A 17,223-nucleotide genomic window follows, 5' to 3' on the forward strand; every position below is an offset into this window, starting at 1 on the left:
CGCGAGGAGCAGACGACATGGGTATGATCTCATCAGCGTTCGACCGTCCGTCGCGAACCGCTGCCATCATCGGTGGTGAAGACGAGGCGTTGACCGTTGCGGGCACGATTGCCGGCATCTTCGCCGATGGGGACGCGGCCCAGACCGCGCAGGCCCGCCTCGATCTTCTCTCCCGTTCCGGCCTGTTCGGCATTTCGGTGCCCACCGAGCACGGCGGGATCGACGTTTCCAACACCGTGTTGGCGGATGTCTGTGCCATGGCGGCTGCACAGTCGACAACACTTGCCGATATCCTGGCTGCTCATTTCGTGGCGCTGGAGCATCTGCGCAGCTATGGTACGGACGGCCATCGTTCTGTGGTGTTTTCCGCCACCCTCGCCGGTGCCCGGCTCTGCCGGGCGGCAGCGAGGCGCAACGGGCAGGATGGCGACGCCCTGCCATTGGCCGCAAGCGGTCTTGCGTGGCGCCTGAGCGGCGAAGCGCTCTGTACCCCCTGTACCCGCCATGCAGACTGGCTGATCGTGCCGGGGCGCAGCGAGAGCGGACGGACGATGGGCGTCCTGCTGGCGACCCGCATCGAGGGGTTGCACTACGTCGCCAACAGTTGCGAACCGGTGGGCAGGTCCGTGCCGTCGGCGGAACATGTTCTCTTCAAGGATGTCGCCGTCGATGCCGACGCGGTGCTGCATCCGCCGGCCGAAACGGCGGTGCCCCAATCGCTGGAACTGCTTCTGGAGGCCGCCCGGCAGCTGGGTGCGGGCCAGCGCGCATTCGAGCGCCTACTGCGCGCCGATCACGGCGATCTTCTCGAGACGGGTCTGCTGTCCGCCCGCCTCGCCGCCGCGCAGGCTATGATGGCGGAAGCCGGCCGCACTATCGATGCGGCCCAGATCGGCCTTGCGGACCAGCACCGGACGAACGCCTTCCTCGCCTCCACGGCTGCCCTTGCGGTGGCGCATGAGGCCGCAAACCATGCGCGCAAGGCGATAGACCGCAGCCCATCACCAGTGACCGTCTCCCCGTTCCTTGCCACTGTCCTGCAGGAAAGCGGCCGGCTACGGCGCCAGGGGCATCCACACCCGCCGGAACAGGAAGGTTAGGGTTCTACGCGGAGCGCTGTGAGGCGCTCCGGGTTATCCGACGCGCTTTTCCAGCGCTTCCTCGTCGATCATTGCACTGGCACCGGGCACGGCAACGAACTGTTCGAGCGTCATCGTGTCGAGGATGGAGGCAATGGCGTCGCGCACATCGGTCATGGCGCGGCGGACCTGACAGGCTTCAGGGTTGGCGCAATCCTCACAGGCCTCATAGGCCGTACGGCTGGCGCAGCGGATCGGCGCCAGCGGGCCGTCGAGCACGCGGATGGCATGGCCGATGCGGATCTCCGATGCAGCGTGGGAGAGCGAATAGCCGCCGCCCGGCCCCTTCTTGGAGCGCAGCATGCCGGCATTGCGCAGTTCCAGCAGGATCGTGTCGAGGAATTTCTTCGGAATGTTGTTGCGGAGCGCGATCTCGCTGACGAAAGCGGTTTCGCCGGGTGCCAGCCGCGCCAGATCCACCAGGGCCTTCAGTCCGTATTTTCCCTTTTTCGTCAGCATGTCGGCCTGCTTTCCATCAGCATATGTGCATCACCGGATATGCCCGGCAGCGCGGACACGCGCATCGCGTCCGGCTCGGTTTCCGTCCGTCGTCCTCGGGAAGATCGATCGGCTCACCCATGACGGGTGATTCTGGCTCATTCTTGGCACCGGAGTGCGAAAAACATATAAAAACAATATAATTTATTTTTCAGTGATCCTGCAAGGAAATTGGCATTTTTGCCAAGTGCTTATGCGGATTTTCCGCCCTGGCGTGCCCATTTGGCATCATTTTCCACTCTCGCCGATCCTTTCCGCGAACTCCTCCTTGCACGAGGCCTTGCATGGCGGTTTTCCGGTGCACGCGACTCGTTTCAACAGCACCGTCGGAAAACGCAAAACCAATCGCGAGGATGCCGCTAAATTGAGGCAAATATTTCTCTACTAAATTTATTGAATATATAGCCTTGAATGACCGGCCCGCGACTGAACCCGGGCGACGGCTTTTTGAGGAGAGACCCATGACCACGACCCGCAGGACCCTGCTTGCCGCGACGGCCGCCCTTGCCCTCACCGCTTCGTTCGGCACTGCCTTTGCCGAAGAGGTGACACTCAATATCGGTTACCAGCCGATCGTAGAACCTTCTCGCGTGCCGCAGGCCGACGGTACCTATGAGAAGGTGACCGGCGCCAAGATCAACTGGCAGAAATTCGATGGCGGTGCCGACGTGATCGCCGCCATCGCTTCGGGTTCGCTGGATATCGGCTATGTCGGCTCGTCGCCGCTGGCCGCCGCGTCCAGCCGTGAATTGCCGATCGAGACGATCTTCGTCGTCGGCCTCATCAGCGAGGCCGAGGCGCTTGCCGTGAAGTCCATCGAGAAACCGGAGGCTCTTGCAGGCAAGAAGATCGCGACGCCCTTCGTCTCCACCGCGCATTACAGCCTGCTGACGGCGCTGAAGCACTGGAAGGTCGATCCGAAGTCGGTGGAGATCCTCAATCTGCGTCCGCCGGAAATTGCGGCCGCCTGGGAACGCGGCGATATCGACGGCGCCTATGTCTGGGATCCAGTGCTCGCCCAGCTGAAGAAGAGCGGCAAAGTTCTCGCCACCTCGGCGGATGTCGCCGAGTGGGGCGGTCCGACCTTCGATGCCTGGATCGTCAGCAAGAAATTTGCCGAGGAGCATCCGGATGTCGTGACGGCCTTCGTGAAGGTGACGGGCGATGCGACGGCGGCCTACCGCGCCAATCCAGAATCCTGGAACGCTACCTCGCCGGAAGCCGAGAAGATTGCACGCCTGACAGGCGCCAAGCAGGACGAAGTGCCGGCACTCCTGAAGGGCTACATCTTCCCGACGCTGGAAGAGCAGGCCGGCGAGGCGTTGCTCGGCGGCGGCACGGTGAAGGCGGTGGCCGACACGTCGGCCTTCCTGCTGGAACAGGGCAAGATCCCCGCGGCGCTCTCTGATTACGCGCCTTATGTCTCCACCCGCTGGGTGACGGATGCGACGAAGCTCGCCTACTGACCCGGTGAGACAATCCCGCGGCGGAAGGGCCTGGCAGCGTTGTCGCGCTGCCGGGCCTTCGTCCGATCGATAGCCCACGCTTCCGGAGGTTTCATGAGTACCCTGACATTCCGCAACGTTTCGCTGCGCTATCCGCCGAGGGCGGGGCGCACCGGCGCAGAGGAAAAACTGGTCCTCGACGGCATTAATCTGCAGGTCGCATCGGACGAGCTGGTCGCCATCATCGGGCGATCAGGCTCCGGCAAGACGAGCCTGCTCAATCTCGCCGCCGGGTTCCTCGATCCCACCGCCGGCACCGTTACCGTGGATGGCGTGCCCATCGACGGGCCGGGCGCCGACCGGGCGGTCGTTTTCCAGGACGATGCGCTCTATCCCTGGCTGGACGCGCGGGACAACATCGCCCTTCCCTTCAAGCTGAAAGGCGTGCCGCTTGCCGAGCGCCGTGCGCGGGCGGAACAGCTTCTCGCCCGTGTCGGCCTTGCCGATGTCGGTAACCGGCGGATCTGGGAGCTCTCCGGCGGCATGCGCCAACGGGTCGGTATTGCCCGAGCACTCGCCGCCGAGCCGCGGTTCCTGCTGCTCGACGAACCGCTCGGCGCGCTCGACGCCCTGACACGCACGCGCATGCAGGAATTCCTACTGCGCATCAAGGCGGAAAGCGGAGCGGGCGCCCTGCTCATCACGCACAGCATCGAGGAGGCGCTGCTGCTCGGCACGCGCATTGTCGTCCTGTCACCCCATCCGGGTCGCCTGACGGCGGAGATCGAGGCGGGCTTCAATGCGGAGGTGCTGAATGGCGCATCGGTCGCTGCGGTGAGGGCCTCGCCGATCTTTAAGCGCATGCATGCCGGCCTGACCGGCCTCATCCACGCCTCCGCGCAAGAGGAGATTGCCGCATGACACTTTCGACTGACATCGATGCCCTGCCGCAGGTGACGGAAACGCAGCCGGTGAAACGCCTGCCGAGGGGGCGGTCGCTACCGGTGGCCATCATCTCGGCCGTCACGATCGGCGTGATCATCGCGGCCTGGGGGCTGGCCTCCGTCTACGCGCTCGTCTCGCCGGTCTTCCTGCCCTCCCCGCGGCAGGTCGTGCTCGCGCTCTACAATCTCGTCGTCACGGGGTTCGTCGACGCGACGCTGGCAGAACATGTCGGCGCCAGCCTCACCCGCATCTTCGGCGCGTTGATCGCCTCCATCCTCATCGGCATTCCTGCCGGCATCGCGATCGGCACGAGCCGCCTTGGCCGCGGCGTTCTCGACCCTATCGTCGAATTCCTGCGGCCGCTGCCGCCGCTTGCCTATCTGCCGCTGATCATCATCTGGGTCGGCATCGGCGAGGCCTCGAAGATCACGGTCATCGCACTTTCCATGCTGCCGTCGATCATCCTGTCGACCTCCGCCGGCGTGCGCGGGGTTTCGAAGGATCACGTCAATGCGGCTCGCTCGCTCGGGGCGAGCCGGGCGCAGGTGTTGCGCGAGGTGGTGCTGCCGAGTGCCGTGCCGTCGATCCTCACCGGCGTGCGCATCGCGCTCGGCGCCGGCTGGACGACGCTGGTGGCGGCCGAGCTGGTGGCTGCGACGAGCGGCATCGGTTTCATGATCCAGTCGGCGGCTCAGTTCCTCGTCACCGACATCGTCATTGCCGGCATCATCGTCATCGCGCTGATTGCCATCCTCCTGGAATACATCGCCCGGCAGATCGAGCGGCGCCTGGTGCCCTGGGCTGCGCATCGCTGAGGTTTATCGGGGGGCCTGAAAGGAAACGGCCGCCTCTTGGTCAGAAGAGGCGGCCGTTTTCCGGTGTGCTGGATCTCATCCGCGGTGGTCGAGGCGGGCGGTCAGGCGATCGCCCAGCCACTGGATGCCGCAGACGAGCATGATCAGCACGGCGACAACCGCCACCATAACCGATGTCTCGAAGCGCTGGTAGCCGTAGCGGATGGCGAGGTCGCCGAGGCCGCCCGCGCCGATGGCGCCGGCCATGGCAGAGGCGCCGATCAGCGTGACGAGCGTGACGGTGAAGCCGGCAACGATGCCGGGCAACGCCTCGGGGATCAGCACTTCCCGCACGATGGTCCAGCGGTTGCCGCCCATCGCCCGCACCGCCTCGATCAGGCCGCGATCGACTTCACGCAGCGACACCTCGGCGATGCGCGCATAATAGGGTGTCGCGGCGATGGCGAGCGGCACGATGGCCGCCCAGGTGCCGATCGACGTGCCGACGATGAGGCGCGTGACCGGAATGAGGGCGACCAGCAGGATGATGAAGGGCACGGAGCGGAAACCGTTGATGACGGCGCCGAGCACGCGGTTGATCCAGAGGTTTTCCGCAATGCCGCCGCGCGCGGTTGCGACCAGCGCAAGGCCGAGCGGCAGGCCGAAGACGAGCGAGATGACGCCGGAGGCCGCCGTCATGACGACGGTTTCCCACAGCGAACGGACGAGCAGTTCAAGCATGACCGGCGACATGGCCGAGGACCTCCACCTGTGCGCCGGAGCGCTCTGCAAGGGTTGTGAAACGTGCAGTGGCCTCGGCCGGCACGGCGATGAAGAAGCGGCCGACCGCCTGTTCCTGGATATGGTCGATGCCGCCGTGGATCAGCCGGTAGCCGTCCGGAAACGCGGCGGAAAGCTGCTGAAGGAACGGGCCTGTGGCGGCAGGGCCGGCGATATCGACGCCGAGGATGGCCTCGCCAACCACGTCCGCGACCAGCGTCTCGGCGATATGGGCCGGCAGCTGCGGGCGGATGCCGCTGAGAAGGCTCTTCGTCGTCTGTGCCCGAGGCGTCGCGAAGACCTGCCAGACCGGACCTTCCTCCACGATGCGGCCGGCGTCGAGCACCGTTACGCGGTCGGCGATGGAGCGCACCACTTCCATTTCGTGGGTGATGAGCAGTATGGTGAGGCCGAGCTTGCGGTTGATATCCTTCAGCAGCGTGAGGATCGCCCGGGTCGTTTCCGGATCGAGCGCGGAGGTCGCCTCGTCGGAAAGCAGCAGCGCCGGGTTTGCGGCGAGTGCCCTTGCAATGCCGACGCGCTGCTTCTGGCCGCCGGAAAGCTCTGACGGATAGGCCTTCGCCTTGCCCGAGAGGCCGACGAGTTCGATAAGCTCGGCCGCGCGTGCCAGACGTTTGGCCTTCGGCCAGCCCTCGATCTTCAACGGCAGCGCGATGTTTTCCTCGACGGTCTTGGCTGAGAGCAGGTTGAAGTGCTGGAAGATCATGCCGATGCGACGGCGCAGCGGTTGCAGATCCGCCTCGCCAAGGCCGGTGATCTCGCGACCTTCGATGGCAATGCTGCCGCTGTCGGGCCGTTCGAGGCCGTTGAGGCAGCGGATGAGCGTCGACTTGCCGGCACCGCTGCGGCCGATGATGCCGAGGATTTCGCCGCGGCGCACCGTAAGCGAAACGCCGTCGAGCGCGGCGGTTGTGCCGAAGCGGCGCCGCACGTCGGCGAGACGCACGACATCGTCCTGCCGCGCGACGGCTTCGGCCGCCTGTCTTGTCACATGGGTGTTCATTTCGGTTCCCTTCCGGAAACGACAAGACAGCCCGCGGCGGCCGAAGGCGCATCGCGGGCTGTCTTGCTGGTTGGATGGCGGCCTTAGTAGGCGCTGATGCCCGTGCCCTTGTAGACGCGGTCGAATTCAGCCTTCACGGCATCGTTCTGGTAGGCTTCGACCAGCGGCTTGACCCAGGCCTCATCTTTCGATTCCGCGCGCACGGCGATGAAGTTGCGGTACGGGTTTTCGTCGACGGGCTCCTGCGCGATGCGGTTTTCCGGGGTGAGCCCGCTCTTGAGCGCCCAGTCGGTGTTGACGATCGCGGCATCGAGGTCATCGACCGAGCGGCCGACGATGCCGGCATCGAGTTCCTTGATCTCGAGGTTCTTCGGGTTCTCGGCGATGTCGGCGATCGTGGCGAGGATACCGGTGCCGTCCTTCAGCTTGATCAGGCCTTCGTTCTGGAGCACGCGCAGCGCCCGGCCCTCGTTGGACGGGTCGTTCGGCACGCCGACGACGGCGCCATCAGGAAGTTCGGCCACCTTGGCGTGCTTCTTGGAGTAGAGGCCGATCGGCCAAACGGCCGTGTAGCCGACCGGGACGATCTTGTAGCCGTGCTGCTGGACCTGGTTTTCCAGATAGGGAAGATGCTGGAAGGCGTTCGCGTCGATTTCGCCGCGGGCAAGCGCTTCGTTCGGCTGGGTGTAGTCGTTGAAGACGACCGCCTCGATGGTGAGGCCCTTCTTGGCAGCTTCCGCGATGACGACGCGCCAGACATCTTCGTCCTCGCCCGAGATGATGCCGACCTTGAGATCCTTCTTGTCTTCGGCAAAGCCGGGTGCGGGAAGCGAGAAGGTGGAGAGGGCGGCTGCCACCGCGAGGGCCGCGAGTGCGGCGCGACGGGTGAAGAGAGTGCTTGCGCGGAGCTTCTTGTTGATTTTCGACATGCTGGCCTGCTTTCGCGATTGGGAGGATCGACTGCGAAACATCGTTGTTTCTGCCCTCAAAATCGCAAATGCCGCTTTTATGGACAACGAATGGCGGTTTATTGAGCAGGCGGAAACGGAAATTTTCGCTCCCGGATATCGCGGTGCAGCGGAAAATATTTTCTACTGAAATTGTAAACTATGTCGGGTGCCGCAGCGGGCACCGTCCGTCCGGACGCCGGCTCAGAAGGTCGGCGGCGTGTTGATCCAGATCAGCACGGTCTCGCCGTCGTGGCGGTTGCGCCAGGCATGGCGCCGGCAGCTTTCGAAATAGAGGCTGTCGCCGGGGCCGAGGTCGTGGAACTCGTGGCCGTCGAGCACCATTTCGATGTGACCGGAGAGGACATGCACGAATTCCTCGCCCTCATGCTTGTAGGCACCGTCCGAGGAAGCGCCGGGGGCGAGCACGAAACGGTGGCAATCCATCATGTTGCGCCCGTCGGCCAGAACCTGGATGGTGACGCCGGGGGAGGTCTCGGGCCAAAACTTCCACTCCCCTGCCCGGACGACCGAGCGGTTTTCCTGCTCCTCCTCGCCGGAGAGTTTCGAGACGGTCGTGCCATAGTAGTCGGCAAGGTCGTGCAGCACGCGGAACGTCACACCCTGCGAGGTGCGCTCGAAGGTGGAGAGCACGGAGGTCGCGACGCCGATGTCGCCGGCGACCTGGTCGAGCGTCTTGCCGGCGGCGTGGCGCAGGCTCCGCAGCTTGCGCCCGACGCCCTGGTGAGCGTCGCCGTCGGAGGCAGGACTGTCATTGGCTGGCTCTTCCGCCTCGAGTGCTTCGCGGATAGCCGCCGGGTTGAGGCCGCGCTCGGTCCTGTACCAGGCGATGCGCTTCAGCCGTGCGACGTCCTCAGCGCTGTATTGGCGGTGACCCGTTTCGGAGCGGTCGGGCACGACCAGCCCCTGCGTTTCCCAAAGCCTGAGCGTGGAGGCTGAAACGCCAGCGAGCCGCGCGGCCTCCGCCACCTTGTAGTGCACCGGTTCTTGCGAACCCATCGCGCCAATCCCTGATTCTGTATAGTGTTCTTTTATAGCATTCCGGCGGCGCGGACCGGTTCGAAAAACCGTCGCATTGCCGCCGTAAAATGCCCGTTGCATTCTTGCAGAAAAAATGTAGGAATTCCACTTGAGACTTGCAGAAAAAATGCAAGTTAATGCGGTTCCGGCAAAAAGCGCGAAGCGGCTTTGCGTTCGGAGCCGCGCGAACGTTCCATTATCAGAAGCCTCCAGATTCAGGATAGCGCCATGACCGCAACGCCCCTTACAGACCGCAAGAACGCCGCCATCTCGCGCGGCGTCGGCATGACCACGCAGATCTACGCCGACCGTGCGGAGAATGCGGAGATCTGGGACAAGGAAGGCAACCGCTATATCGATTTCGCTGCGGGTATCGCCGTCGTCAACACGGGCCACCGCCATCCGCGCGTCATCGAGGCCGTCAAGAACCAGCTCGACCGCTTCACCCACACCTGCCACCAGGTCGTGCCCTATGAGAACTATGTCGAGCTCGCCGAGCGCCTGAACGCCATCACCCCCGGCAATTTCGCCAAGAAGACGATCTTCGTGACGACCGGCGCCGAAGCCGTCGAGAACGCCGTCAAGATCGCCCGCGCCGCCACCGGCCGGCAGGCCGTCATCGCCTTCACGGGGAGCTTCCACGGCCGCACCTTCATGGGCATGGCGCTGACCGGTAAGGTGGTTCCCTACAAGGTCGGCTTCGGCGCCATGCCGGCCGATGTCTACCATGCGCCCTTCCCGGTCGAGATGCACGGCACGACCGTCGAGCAGTCGCTTTCCGTCCTGAAGAAGCTGTTTGCAGCCGATGTCGATCCGAACCGGGTCGCGGCGATCATTGTCGAGCCGGTTCAGGGCGAAGGCGGTTTCTATCCGGTCCCGGTTTCCTTCATGAAGGCGCTGCGCGAGATCTGCGACCAGCACGGCATCCTGCTCATCGCCGATGAGGTCCAGACCGGTTTCGCCCGCACCGGCAAGATGTTCGCCATGGAGCACTACGGCATCGCGGCCGACCTGATGACCATGGCCAAGGGCCTTGGTGGCGGTTTCCCGATCGCGGCCGTCACCGGCCGTGCGGAAATCATGGATGCGCCCGGCCCGGGCGGTCTTGGCGGCACCTATGCCGGCAGCCCGATCGGCGTTGCGGCGGCCCATGCCGTTCTCGACGTCATCAAGGACGAGGACCTCTGCAACCGCGCCGAAAATCTCGGCGCGCGCCTGAAACAGCGCCTTGCCTCGCTGCAGGACAAGATTCCCGAGATTGTCGACATCCGCGGCCCGGGCTTCATGAACGCCGTCGAGTTCAACGATGTTTCGACCAAGCTGCCGAGCGCCGACTTCGCCAACAAGGTGCGTCTGAAGGCTCTCGACAAGGGCCTGATCCTGCTGACCTGCGGCGTGCACGGCAACGTCATCCGCTTCCTGGCGCCGATCACTATCCAGGACGAGGTGTTCGCCGAGGCGCTCGACATTCTCGAAAGCGCGATGATCGAAGCCCGCGCCGCCTGATCGGCGCCGCGCAACACTGAAACACATCCTCCCAAGGCGGCACCCGGAGCTCTAGCTCCGGGTGAACGGCCTTCCATGTCCGAAAGGAAGGACACCATGGCTTTCTACGATGCTCTCACCCGGCACCTGACATCGACCGATCTCCTGCGCGATGCGGGTTATGTCAACGGCAACTGGATCGGCGGAAACGGCGCGGCAACCTTCGACGTCTTCAACCCGGCCACCGGCGAAAAGCTCGCTACACTGCCGGAAATGGGCGCCGGCGAAACGGCCGCGGCGATCGACGCGGCCTATGCGGCGCAGCAGGTCTGGGCCGCCCGCCCGGCGAGGGACCGCAGCATCCTCCTGCGCAAGTGGAACGACCTCATCATCGCGAATGCCGACGAACTGGCCGCGATCCTGACTGCCGAAATGGGCAAGCCGCTGGCGGAAGCCAAGGGCGAAATCCTCTACGCCGCCTCCTATGTCGAGTGGTATGCGGAAGAGGCCAAGCGCATCAACGGCGAGACGATCCCCGCCCCGTCAGCCGACAAGCGCATGCTGGTCATCAAGCAGCCCGTCGGCGTCGTCGGCACGATCACGCCGTGGAATTTCCCTGCCGCGATGATCGCCCGCAAGGTGGCGCCCGCACTTGCTGTCGGCTGCACGGTCGTTTCCAAGCCGGCCGAGCAGACGCCGCTATCGGCCATTGCCCTTGCGGTGCTCGCCGAAAAGGCCGGCATTCCCGCGGGTGCCTTCAACGTCATTCTCGGCACGGACGGTCCGGCGATCGGCAAGGAGCTCTGCTTCAACCCGAAAGTCCGCAAAATCTCGTTCACGGGTTCGACGGAGGTCGGTCGCATCTTGATGCGCCAGTGCTCCGACCAGATCAAGAAGGTGAGCCTGGAGCTCGGCGGCAACGCGCCCTTCATCGTCTTCGACGACGCGAATATCGATGCGGCCGTGGAAGGCGCCATGGCGTCGAAATATCGCAATGCCGGCCAGACCTGCGTCTGCGCCAACCGTCTCTATGTGCAGTCGAATGTCTATGACGTCTTTGCCGAAAAGCTGGCGAAGAGGGTTGCCGAGCTCTCGGTCGGCGATGGCTTCGACAAGGGCACGACGATCGGCCCGCTCATCGAGGAAGCGGCGATCGACAAGGTCGAGGCGCATATTGCCGATGCCGTCTCCAAGGGAGCGTCCGTGGTGGCCGGCGGCAAGCGCGTCGAGGGCAAGGGCACCTTCTTCCAGCCGACCGTTCTGAAGAACGTCGCACGCGGCATGACGGTCGCACGGGAGGAAACCTTCGGTCCCGTCGCCCCGCTCTTCCGCTTCGACACCGTCGAGGACGTGATCGCGCAGGCGAACGACACCGAGTTCGGCCTTGCCGCCTACTTCTTCGCCGGCGATCTCAAGAAGGTCTGGAAGGTGGCCGAAGCGCTGGAATACGGCATGGTCGGCGTCAATACCGGCCTCATTTCCTCCGAGGCTGCGCCCTTCGGCGGCATCAAGCAGTCCGGTCTCGGCCGCGAAGGCTCCGCCCATGGTGCCGACGACTATCTCGAACTGAAATATGTCTGCATGGGCGACGTCGCCTGATGATACCGGGATCGCCCCGCTTCGGCAGGGCGATCCTCAGGCGGTCTCGATATCCGTCTGCGGAAAGTCGTCGCCTTTGTGGAGCAGTGGCATATCGAGCTGCCTTGCGCAGGCATAGGCGAAGCAGTCTCCGAAGTTGAGACCTGCGGGATGGCGGCCCTTGCCGAAGCGGTGATATGCATCGACGGCTGCTGCCGCGATTGCCGGCTCGATGGCAATGATCTGGACATCAAACAGCCGGATATAGGCCTCGACCTCGCGCAGGGCGGCGTTCGGTTCAAGTCGGAAAATCCGGCTACAAGCAACGGACGCTTCCCAAAGCGCCATAGCCGAGGTCGTCGGTGAACGCGCGGCCGCCAAGCGCGCCGACAGCGATGCGGCATCGCTTTCGTTTGTCATCATGGCGACGATTGCTGAAGCGTCGAGGAACATCAATCCTCGTAGAGACTGTCGATGAAGGCTTTGTCGGCCTTGAGGCCAGTGGGGGCGTACTTCCTGTTGAGTTCCCTTGTCATGGCCACGGCCTTCTCGACCAATGTCGGTTCGCTCTCGACGCGCTGCAGCTCATGGACGAGAGCCTGCCGCACCGCCTCGGTCTTGCTGACCTTGCGCAGCGCGGACAGTCGTTCGGCAAGCCGGTCGACCTCCTGGTCCTTCACATAGAGCGGCATGGTATATCCTTCCTCTGTCGAGGGTATATATACCATACCGGAACCTTGCCTGAAAGATCAGGCCGGCTTGACCGCGTCAGGGTGCGCAGCCTGGAAAGCAGTAAGGGCGCGGCAGGTTTCGGCAATGCGTCTTACCCGTTCGAGGGCCGACAGGTCGACGCCCCAGCGCTCGGCATTGTAGACCTGCGGCACGAGGCAGAAATCCGCCATGGTGGGCGTGTCGCCATGGCAGAAGGTGCCGGTCGCCGGGGCATCGAGGAGCTTTTCGACGGCCAGAAGGCCTTCGCCGATGTACTTCTTCATCCAGGCGATGCGCGTCTCCTCCTCTCCCGCCGTCAGCGTCATGACATGGCCGATGACGCCGGTGTTGCAGACGGCGTGGATTTCCATGGCGATCGCATAGGAAAGCGTGCGCACCCGCTGCCGACCCAGCGGATCGGCGGGCAGGAAACGCGCCTCGGGGCGCGTTTCGGCAAGGTACTCGATGATAGCAAGCGATTGCGTCAGGACGTGCCCGTCGATCGACAAGGCCGGCACGAGGCCCTGCGGGTTGCGGGCGCGGTGTTCCGCGGAACGCTGCTGACCGGCCAGGAGATCAACGGATTCGCGCCGGTAGGACAGGCTGAGGCTTTCGAGCGCGATACGCACACGGTAGCTGGCGGATGAGCGCCAGTAATCGAAGAGGATGATCTCGTCGTGCACTGGCTCAGCCTTTCTCGTATCGCTCGACGGTCTGTTCGATCGCGCCGAAGATCGAGTGGCCCGTCTTGTCCTTCATCTCGATGCGCACGGTGTCGCCGAATTTCATGAAGGGTGTCTTGGGCGCGCCCGAGGCGATCGTCTCGATGGTGCGGATTTCCGCGATGCAGGAATACCCCGCCCCACCTTCGGCGACCGGCTTACCGGGGCCGCCATCAAGCTTGTTGGAGACGGTGCCGGAGCCGATGATCGAGCCGGCGACGAGCGGCCGGGTTTTGGCGGCATGGGCGACGAGTTCGGCGAAGTCGAAGGTCATGTCGATGCCGGCATTGGCCTTGCCGAAGGCCTTGCCGTTCAGGGAGACGAGGAGCGGCAGGTGCAGCTTGCCGCCGTCCCAGGCATCGCCCAGTTCGGCGGGGGTCACCGCGACGGGCGAGAAGGCCGAGGAGGGTTTCGACTGGAAGAAGCCGAAGCCCTTGGCGAGTTCACCCGGAATGAGGCCACGCAACGACACGTCGTTGACGAGCATGACGAGCTTGATTGCCTGCCGCGCCTCCTCGACGCTCGCGCCCATCGGCACGTCGTCCACGATGACGGCGATCTCGCCTTCCATGTCGATGCCGAAGCCCTCATCCGCCGCAAGGATCGGGTCTCGCGGTCCCAAAAAGCTGTCGGAGCCGCCTTGATACATCAGGGGATCGGTCCAGAAGCTCTCGGGCATTTCGGCATTGCGTGCCTTGCGCACGAGTTCGACGTGATTGACATAGGCCGAGCCGTCCGCCCACTGGTAAGCGCGGGGCAGTGGCGATGCGGCGTCGTGTTCGTGGAAGCGGGCGGTCGGTTGCGAACCGGTTTCCAACCCTTCGGCGACCCGCTCAAGCCGCGGGGCGACATGTTCCCAGTCGTCCAGTGCATCCTGGAGAGTGCGGGCGATATGCCCCACTTCCGAGCAGCGTGTCAGGTCGCGCGAGACGACGACCAGGCGGCCGTCGCGGGTGGAATTTTTCAGTGTCGCAAGCTTCATGCGTCCTACTCCCGATCTTGTTTCCGGCCGTGCGATCGTGTCATCTTCCGGCCGCCTGTCTCCACCCTCGTGCGCCGGTCGTTCCGGCGCATCGCTTTTCCGAGGAAATCCCGTCTTGAACCGTACGGTGCTGAATTCCCTGCTGCTGGTCGCCGGCTTCGTCGGCGCGACGGCCATCATCCTTTATACGATGGGGCAGCCACTCATCTGCAAGTGCGGATATGTCAAACTCTGGCATGGCGTGGTGATTTCTTCGGAAAACTCGCAGCACCTGTCCGATTGGTACACGCCGAGCCACATCATCCACGGTATCCTGTTCTTCGGCCTCTTCACGTTCCTCCTGAAGAAGGCGAGCCTCAAACTGCGGCTTGCTCTCTCGCTGGTGCTGGAATGCGCCTGGGAAATCCTCGAAAACACCGACATGATCATCAATCGCTATCGCGAGGCGACGATCTCGCTCGACTATTTCGGCGACAGCGTGATCAATTCGAGCGCGGACATTCTCGCCATGGTGGTCGGCTTCTTCCTCGCGGCACGCCTGCCCGTCTGGGCGAGCGTTGCGATCATCGTCGTCTTCGAGGCGACCACCACCTGGCTCATCCGCGATGGCCTGGCGCTCAACATCCTGATGCTCGTCTGGCCGCTGGAGGCGGTGAAGGCCTGGCAGGGCGGCTGACGTCATTTGATGCCCGGCGTTCCGTCGAACTTGCGTTCCAGCCCATCCCAGCATTCGAGATAGTTGTCCTGCAGGGTTTCTAGCTCGGCCGCGAACTTCGTGATCTGCTGGGGGAAGCGCGTCTCGAACATGAAGGCCATGGTGTGGTCGAGTTTTACAGGCTTAAGCTCGCTGTTCGAGGCTTTCTCGAAGCCGGTCGCATCGGGCCCGTGTGGTAGCATCATGTTGTGAAGGCTCATGCCGCCGGGCACGAACCCCTCCTCCTTGGCGTCGTACTGGCCGTGGATCAGGCCCATGAATTCGCTCATGATGTTGCGGTGATACCAGGGCGGGCGGAAGGTGTGCTCGGCCACCATCCAGCGCGGCGGGAAGATGACGAAGTCGATGTTCGCGGTGCCGGCCTCCTCGGTCGGCGCAGTCAGCACGGTGAAGATCGACGGATCGGGATGGTCGAAGAGGATCGCGCCGACCGGCGAATAGGCCCTGAGGTCGTATTTGAACGGTGTGTAGTTTCCGTGCCAGGCGACGACGTCGAGCGGGGAATGGCCGATCTCGGTCACGTAGAACTTGCCGCACCATTTGACGTGCACGCGGCAGGGCGTCTCCTTGTCCTCATAGGCTGCGACCGGCGTCTTGAAGTCGCGCGGATTGGCAAGGCAGTTGGCGCCGATCGGCCCGCGGTCCGGCAGGGTGAATTTCGCGCCGTAGTTCTCGCAGACATAACCGCGCCAGGTGTCGCCCTCGCCGATGCGCGCGACCTTGAACATCATGCCGCGCGGGATGAGGCAGATTTCCAGCGGCTCGACATCCATGATGCCCATTTCGGTGAAGATACGGACGGCACCGAGCTGCGGCACGACGAGAAGCTCGCCGTCAGCATTGAAGAAATAGTCGTCCACCATGTCGGCGTTGAACGTATAGGCATGCGCTGCCATGCCGACCTGCGTCAGCACGTCGCCGGCCGTTGTCATGGTGCGGATACCTTGAAGGAAATTCTGTGTCTCGTCAGACGCCGGCAGCGGGTTCCAGCGCAGCTGGCCGAGCGGCAGGGAATGATCGTCGAGGCAGGGCGCGGTCTTCCAGTGTGGGTAGCTGGCATTGGAGAAGCGGCGGGTGTGGCGCACGCTTGGGCGGATTCGGTAGAGCCAGGAGCGCTCGTTGGTGCCGCGCGGTGCAGTGAAAGGTGATCCGGAAAGCTGTTCGGCATAAAGGCCGTAGTTGCATTTCTGCGGGCTGTTCTGGCCCTGCGGCAGGGCACCCGGCAGCGCCTCCGTTTCGAAATCATTGCCGAAACCCGGCATGTATTTCAGGCTGTTGGCGGCATGATCCGACATGGCTGGTCCTCCTCTTGCAAGGCGCTTGTCCTCAAGTGGTTACAGATGTAACTGTCCATTTTGTAACCATCAAGGCGCGCCATGGATTTCAAGCTCGAGACATTCCTGCCCTATCGGCTCAATCTCGCCGCCGAGCTGGTCAGCCAGCGCTTTGCCGCGCAATACCGTGCGCGCTACCGCATGACGCGGCCCGAATGGCGGGCGCTTGCCGCACTCGGCGCCTACGGGCACATGACGGCGACGGAGATCGGCGCGAACTCCAGCATGCACAAGACGAAGGTGTCGCGTGCCGTGCGGGCGCTGGAGGAAAAACGCTGGCTGAAGCGGCGCGAGGATTTGGACGACCGCCGGATCGAGCACCTCGAACTGACGCCGGCGGGGCGGCGCATCTATGGCGAAATGGTCGTGGTGGCACGGGAGTACGAGCGGGAGCTTGCCCGGCTTCTCGGTGCCGGCGGGATGAAGCAGCTGGAGGCCGGTCTTGCCGCCGTCGAGGCGAAGCTGGCGGTGCCGACGGCTCGTCGTGTGCCGAAGGACTGACGATACATCAATGCTGTGAAACGATCGACCCTGATCGATTCATATCTTTCGTTGGACGGTGATTCGCACCTTCGGCAGACTCGCGTCCATGCCCAACACGTCCCCACCCCCGCTGCCCACCTATCGTTTTCGTCGTATCGATGCGGTGCGCAACATGGCGCGCTTCTATATGCTCTCGCTGGAGCCGACCCTTTTCGGCGAGGTCGCGGTGCTGCGTCACTGGGGCCGTATCGGTACGCGCGGCCGGCAGGCGCTGAATCTCTATCCCTCGCTGGCGGAGGCAGAGACGGTGCTCGCGCGACAGGTCGCGCTTCGGCGCAGGCGGGGCTATGTCGAGGCTTGAGGGACCAGATTCGGCGGTCCCGGAAGAAAAATGCAAACTTTCTCGAGTTTTCCCCAGCCGAATCGCGCGGCCTCGATAGGCGACCGATGGTCAATAGGCTAAAGTCCGGATTATTGGGTGCCAGCCCCGTCCAGTGACGGGCGCGTTAACCCTTTTTGCCTTGCCCTGGAATCAGAATCGCGTCTAAATGCGTTTTAAACCTGCAAATGGGTTTGAAATCGCACTTTGAGATTCTCGAC

Annotated in this window: 20 protein-coding genes; 10 read left to right on the forward strand and 10 right to left on the reverse strand. The window is 63.8% G+C overall.

Annotated features, from left to right (window positions below; translation table 11 throughout):
* Window positions 1-17: 17 nt before the first annotated feature.
* On the forward strand, window positions 18-1,100 hold the full coding sequence (locus K0P03_RS28965; protein WP_272791381.1) for an acyl-CoA dehydrogenase family protein: 1,083 nt from the start codon (window positions 18-20) through the stop codon (window positions 1,098-1,100).
* Window positions 1,101-1,133: 33 nt separating this feature from the next.
* Here the strand turns inward: K0P03_RS28965 and K0P03_RS28970 are convergent, their stop codons facing one another.
* Complete coding sequence (locus K0P03_RS28970; RefSeq protein ID WP_023516837.1) at window positions 1,134-1,598, reverse strand: RrF2 family transcriptional regulator; 465 nt, start codon at window positions 1,596-1,598, stop codon at window positions 1,134-1,136.
* 500 nt (window positions 1,599-2,098) lie between these two features.
* Between K0P03_RS28970 and tauA the strand changes: the two genes are divergently transcribed.
* The 3 genes from tauA to K0P03_RS28985 all read left to right on the forward strand — a co-directional run bounded on the left by tauA (window position 2,099) and on the right by K0P03_RS28985 (window position 4,842).
* Window positions 2,099-3,103 carry a taurine ABC transporter substrate-binding protein gene (gene tauA / locus K0P03_RS28975; protein ID WP_130514291.1) on the forward strand — a complete coding sequence of 335 codons (1,005 nt, stop codon included), beginning with the start codon at window positions 2,099-2,101 and terminating at the stop codon, window positions 3,101-3,103.
* 93 nt (window positions 3,104-3,196) lie between these two features.
* On the forward strand, window positions 3,197-4,003 hold the full coding sequence (locus K0P03_RS28980) for a taurine ABC transporter ATP-binding protein (RefSeq protein ID WP_023516839.1): 807 nt from the start codon (window positions 3,197-3,199) through the stop codon (window positions 4,001-4,003).
* Entirely contained in the window at window positions 4,000-4,842 is an 843-nt protein-coding gene (locus K0P03_RS28985; RefSeq protein ID WP_082342463.1) for an ABC transporter permease subunit, read from the forward strand. The genes K0P03_RS28980 and K0P03_RS28985 overlap by 4 nt, the downstream gene beginning before the upstream one ends.
* A gap of 75 nt (window positions 4,843-4,917) precedes the next feature.
* Here the strand turns inward: K0P03_RS28985 and K0P03_RS28990 are convergent, their stop codons facing one another.
* The 3 genes from K0P03_RS28990 to K0P03_RS29000 all read right to left on the reverse strand — a co-directional run bounded on the left by K0P03_RS28990 (window position 4,918) and on the right by K0P03_RS29000 (window position 7,554).
* Window positions 4,918-5,574: a methionine ABC transporter permease gene (locus tag K0P03_RS28990; RefSeq protein WP_272791382.1), complete on the reverse strand. Its 657-nt coding sequence runs from the start codon at window positions 5,572-5,574 to the stop codon at window positions 4,918-4,920.
* Window positions 5,555-6,625, reverse strand: a complete 1,071-nt coding sequence (locus K0P03_RS28995) for a methionine ABC transporter ATP-binding protein (RefSeq protein WP_272791383.1) — start codon at window positions 6,623-6,625, stop codon at window positions 5,555-5,557. Before K0P03_RS28995 ends, K0P03_RS28990 begins: the two co-directional genes overlap by 20 nt.
* Before the next feature lie 83 nt (window positions 6,626-6,708).
* Window positions 6,709-7,554, reverse strand: coding sequence for a MetQ/NlpA family ABC transporter substrate-binding protein (locus K0P03_RS29000; RefSeq protein ID WP_272791384.1), 846 nt, complete (start codon window positions 7,552-7,554; stop codon window positions 6,709-6,711).
* On the opposite strand from K0P03_RS29000, the gene K0P03_RS29005 reads away from it, so the two are divergent.
* Window positions 7,541-7,723 (forward strand): hypothetical protein, encoded by a 183-nt coding sequence (locus K0P03_RS29005; RefSeq protein ID WP_272791385.1) that lies wholly within the window; start codon window positions 7,541-7,543, stop codon window positions 7,721-7,723. The genes K0P03_RS29000 and K0P03_RS29005 overlap by 14 nt on opposite strands.
* 53 nt (window positions 7,724-7,776) lie before the next feature.
* Here K0P03_RS29005 and K0P03_RS29010 read toward each other — a convergent pair whose 3' ends face one another.
* Window positions 7,777-8,592, reverse strand: a complete 816-nt coding sequence (locus tag K0P03_RS29010; RefSeq protein WP_272791386.1) for a MerR family transcriptional regulator — start codon at window positions 8,590-8,592, stop codon at window positions 7,777-7,779.
* 249 nt (window positions 8,593-8,841) lie between these two features.
* Between K0P03_RS29010 and K0P03_RS29015 the strand changes: the two genes are divergently transcribed.
* Entirely contained in the window at window positions 8,842-10,119 is a 1,278-nt protein-coding gene (locus K0P03_RS29015; RefSeq protein ID WP_023516500.1) for a 4-aminobutyrate--2-oxoglutarate transaminase, read from the forward strand.
* Window positions 10,120-10,215: 96 nt separating this feature from the next.
* Window positions 10,216-11,697: an NAD-dependent succinate-semialdehyde dehydrogenase gene (locus K0P03_RS29020; protein ID WP_272791387.1), complete on the forward strand. Its 1,482-nt coding sequence runs from the start codon at window positions 10,216-10,218 to the stop codon at window positions 11,695-11,697.
* A 36-nt stretch (window positions 11,698-11,733) separates the two neighbouring features.
* On the opposite strand, the gene K0P03_RS29025 is transcribed toward K0P03_RS29020, so the two are convergent.
* Genes K0P03_RS29025 through K0P03_RS29040 form a run of 4 tightly spaced genes read right to left on the reverse strand, consistent with a single transcriptional unit; the run spans window position 11,734 to window position 14,091 of the window.
* A complete protein-coding gene (locus K0P03_RS29025) occupies window positions 11,734-12,129 on the reverse strand; it encodes a type II toxin-antitoxin system VapC family toxin (RefSeq protein ID WP_272791388.1) in 396 nt (131 codons plus the stop codon).
* The gene (locus K0P03_RS29030; protein WP_272791389.1) at window positions 12,129-12,368 is read right to left on the reverse strand and encodes a type II toxin-antitoxin system VapB family antitoxin; all 240 of its coding nucleotides are present in this window, start codon (window positions 12,366-12,368) and stop codon (window positions 12,129-12,131) included. The genes K0P03_RS29025 and K0P03_RS29030 overlap by 1 nt, the downstream gene beginning before the upstream one ends.
* A 57-nt stretch (window positions 12,369-12,425) precedes the next feature.
* Window positions 12,426-13,070: a maleylacetoacetate isomerase gene (gene maiA / locus K0P03_RS29035; RefSeq protein WP_272791390.1), complete on the reverse strand. Its 645-nt coding sequence runs from the start codon at window positions 13,068-13,070 to the stop codon at window positions 12,426-12,428.
* Between the two features lie 4 nt (window positions 13,071-13,074).
* Window positions 13,075-14,091 (reverse strand): fumarylacetoacetate hydrolase family protein, encoded by a 1,017-nt coding sequence (locus tag K0P03_RS29040; protein ID WP_272791391.1) that lies wholly within the window; start codon window positions 14,089-14,091, stop codon window positions 13,075-13,077.
* A gap of 115 nt (window positions 14,092-14,206) precedes the next feature.
* Between K0P03_RS29040 and K0P03_RS29045 the strand changes: the two genes are divergently transcribed.
* A complete protein-coding gene (locus K0P03_RS29045; protein ID WP_023514381.1) occupies window positions 14,207-14,767 on the forward strand; it encodes a DUF2585 domain-containing protein in 561 nt (186 codons plus the stop codon).
* A 2-nt stretch (window positions 14,768-14,769) separates the two neighbouring features.
* On the opposite strand, the gene hmgA is transcribed toward K0P03_RS29045, so the two are convergent.
* A complete protein-coding gene (gene hmgA / locus K0P03_RS29050) occupies window positions 14,770-16,101 on the reverse strand; it encodes a homogentisate 1,2-dioxygenase (protein ID WP_272791392.1) in 1,332 nt (443 codons plus the stop codon).
* An 81-nt stretch (window positions 16,102-16,182) separates the two neighbouring features.
* On the opposite strand from hmgA, the gene K0P03_RS29055 reads away from it, so the two are divergent.
* Both K0P03_RS29055 and K0P03_RS29060 read left to right on the forward strand, forming a co-directional pair.
* The gene (locus tag K0P03_RS29055) at window positions 16,183-16,641 is read left to right on the forward strand and encodes a MarR family winged helix-turn-helix transcriptional regulator (protein ID WP_272791393.1); all 459 of its coding nucleotides are present in this window, start codon (window positions 16,183-16,185) and stop codon (window positions 16,639-16,641) included.
* Window positions 16,642-16,729: 88 nt separating this feature from the next.
* Window positions 16,730-16,984: a WGR domain-containing protein gene (locus tag K0P03_RS29060; protein ID WP_272791394.1), complete on the forward strand. Its 255-nt coding sequence runs from the start codon at window positions 16,730-16,732 to the stop codon at window positions 16,982-16,984.
* Window positions 16,985-17,223: the final 239 nt, after the last annotated feature.

The sequence above is a fragment of the Shinella sp. HY16 genome (assembly GCF_028534175.1).
Lineage (GTDB): Bacteria > Pseudomonadota > Alphaproteobacteria > Rhizobiales > Rhizobiaceae > Shinella.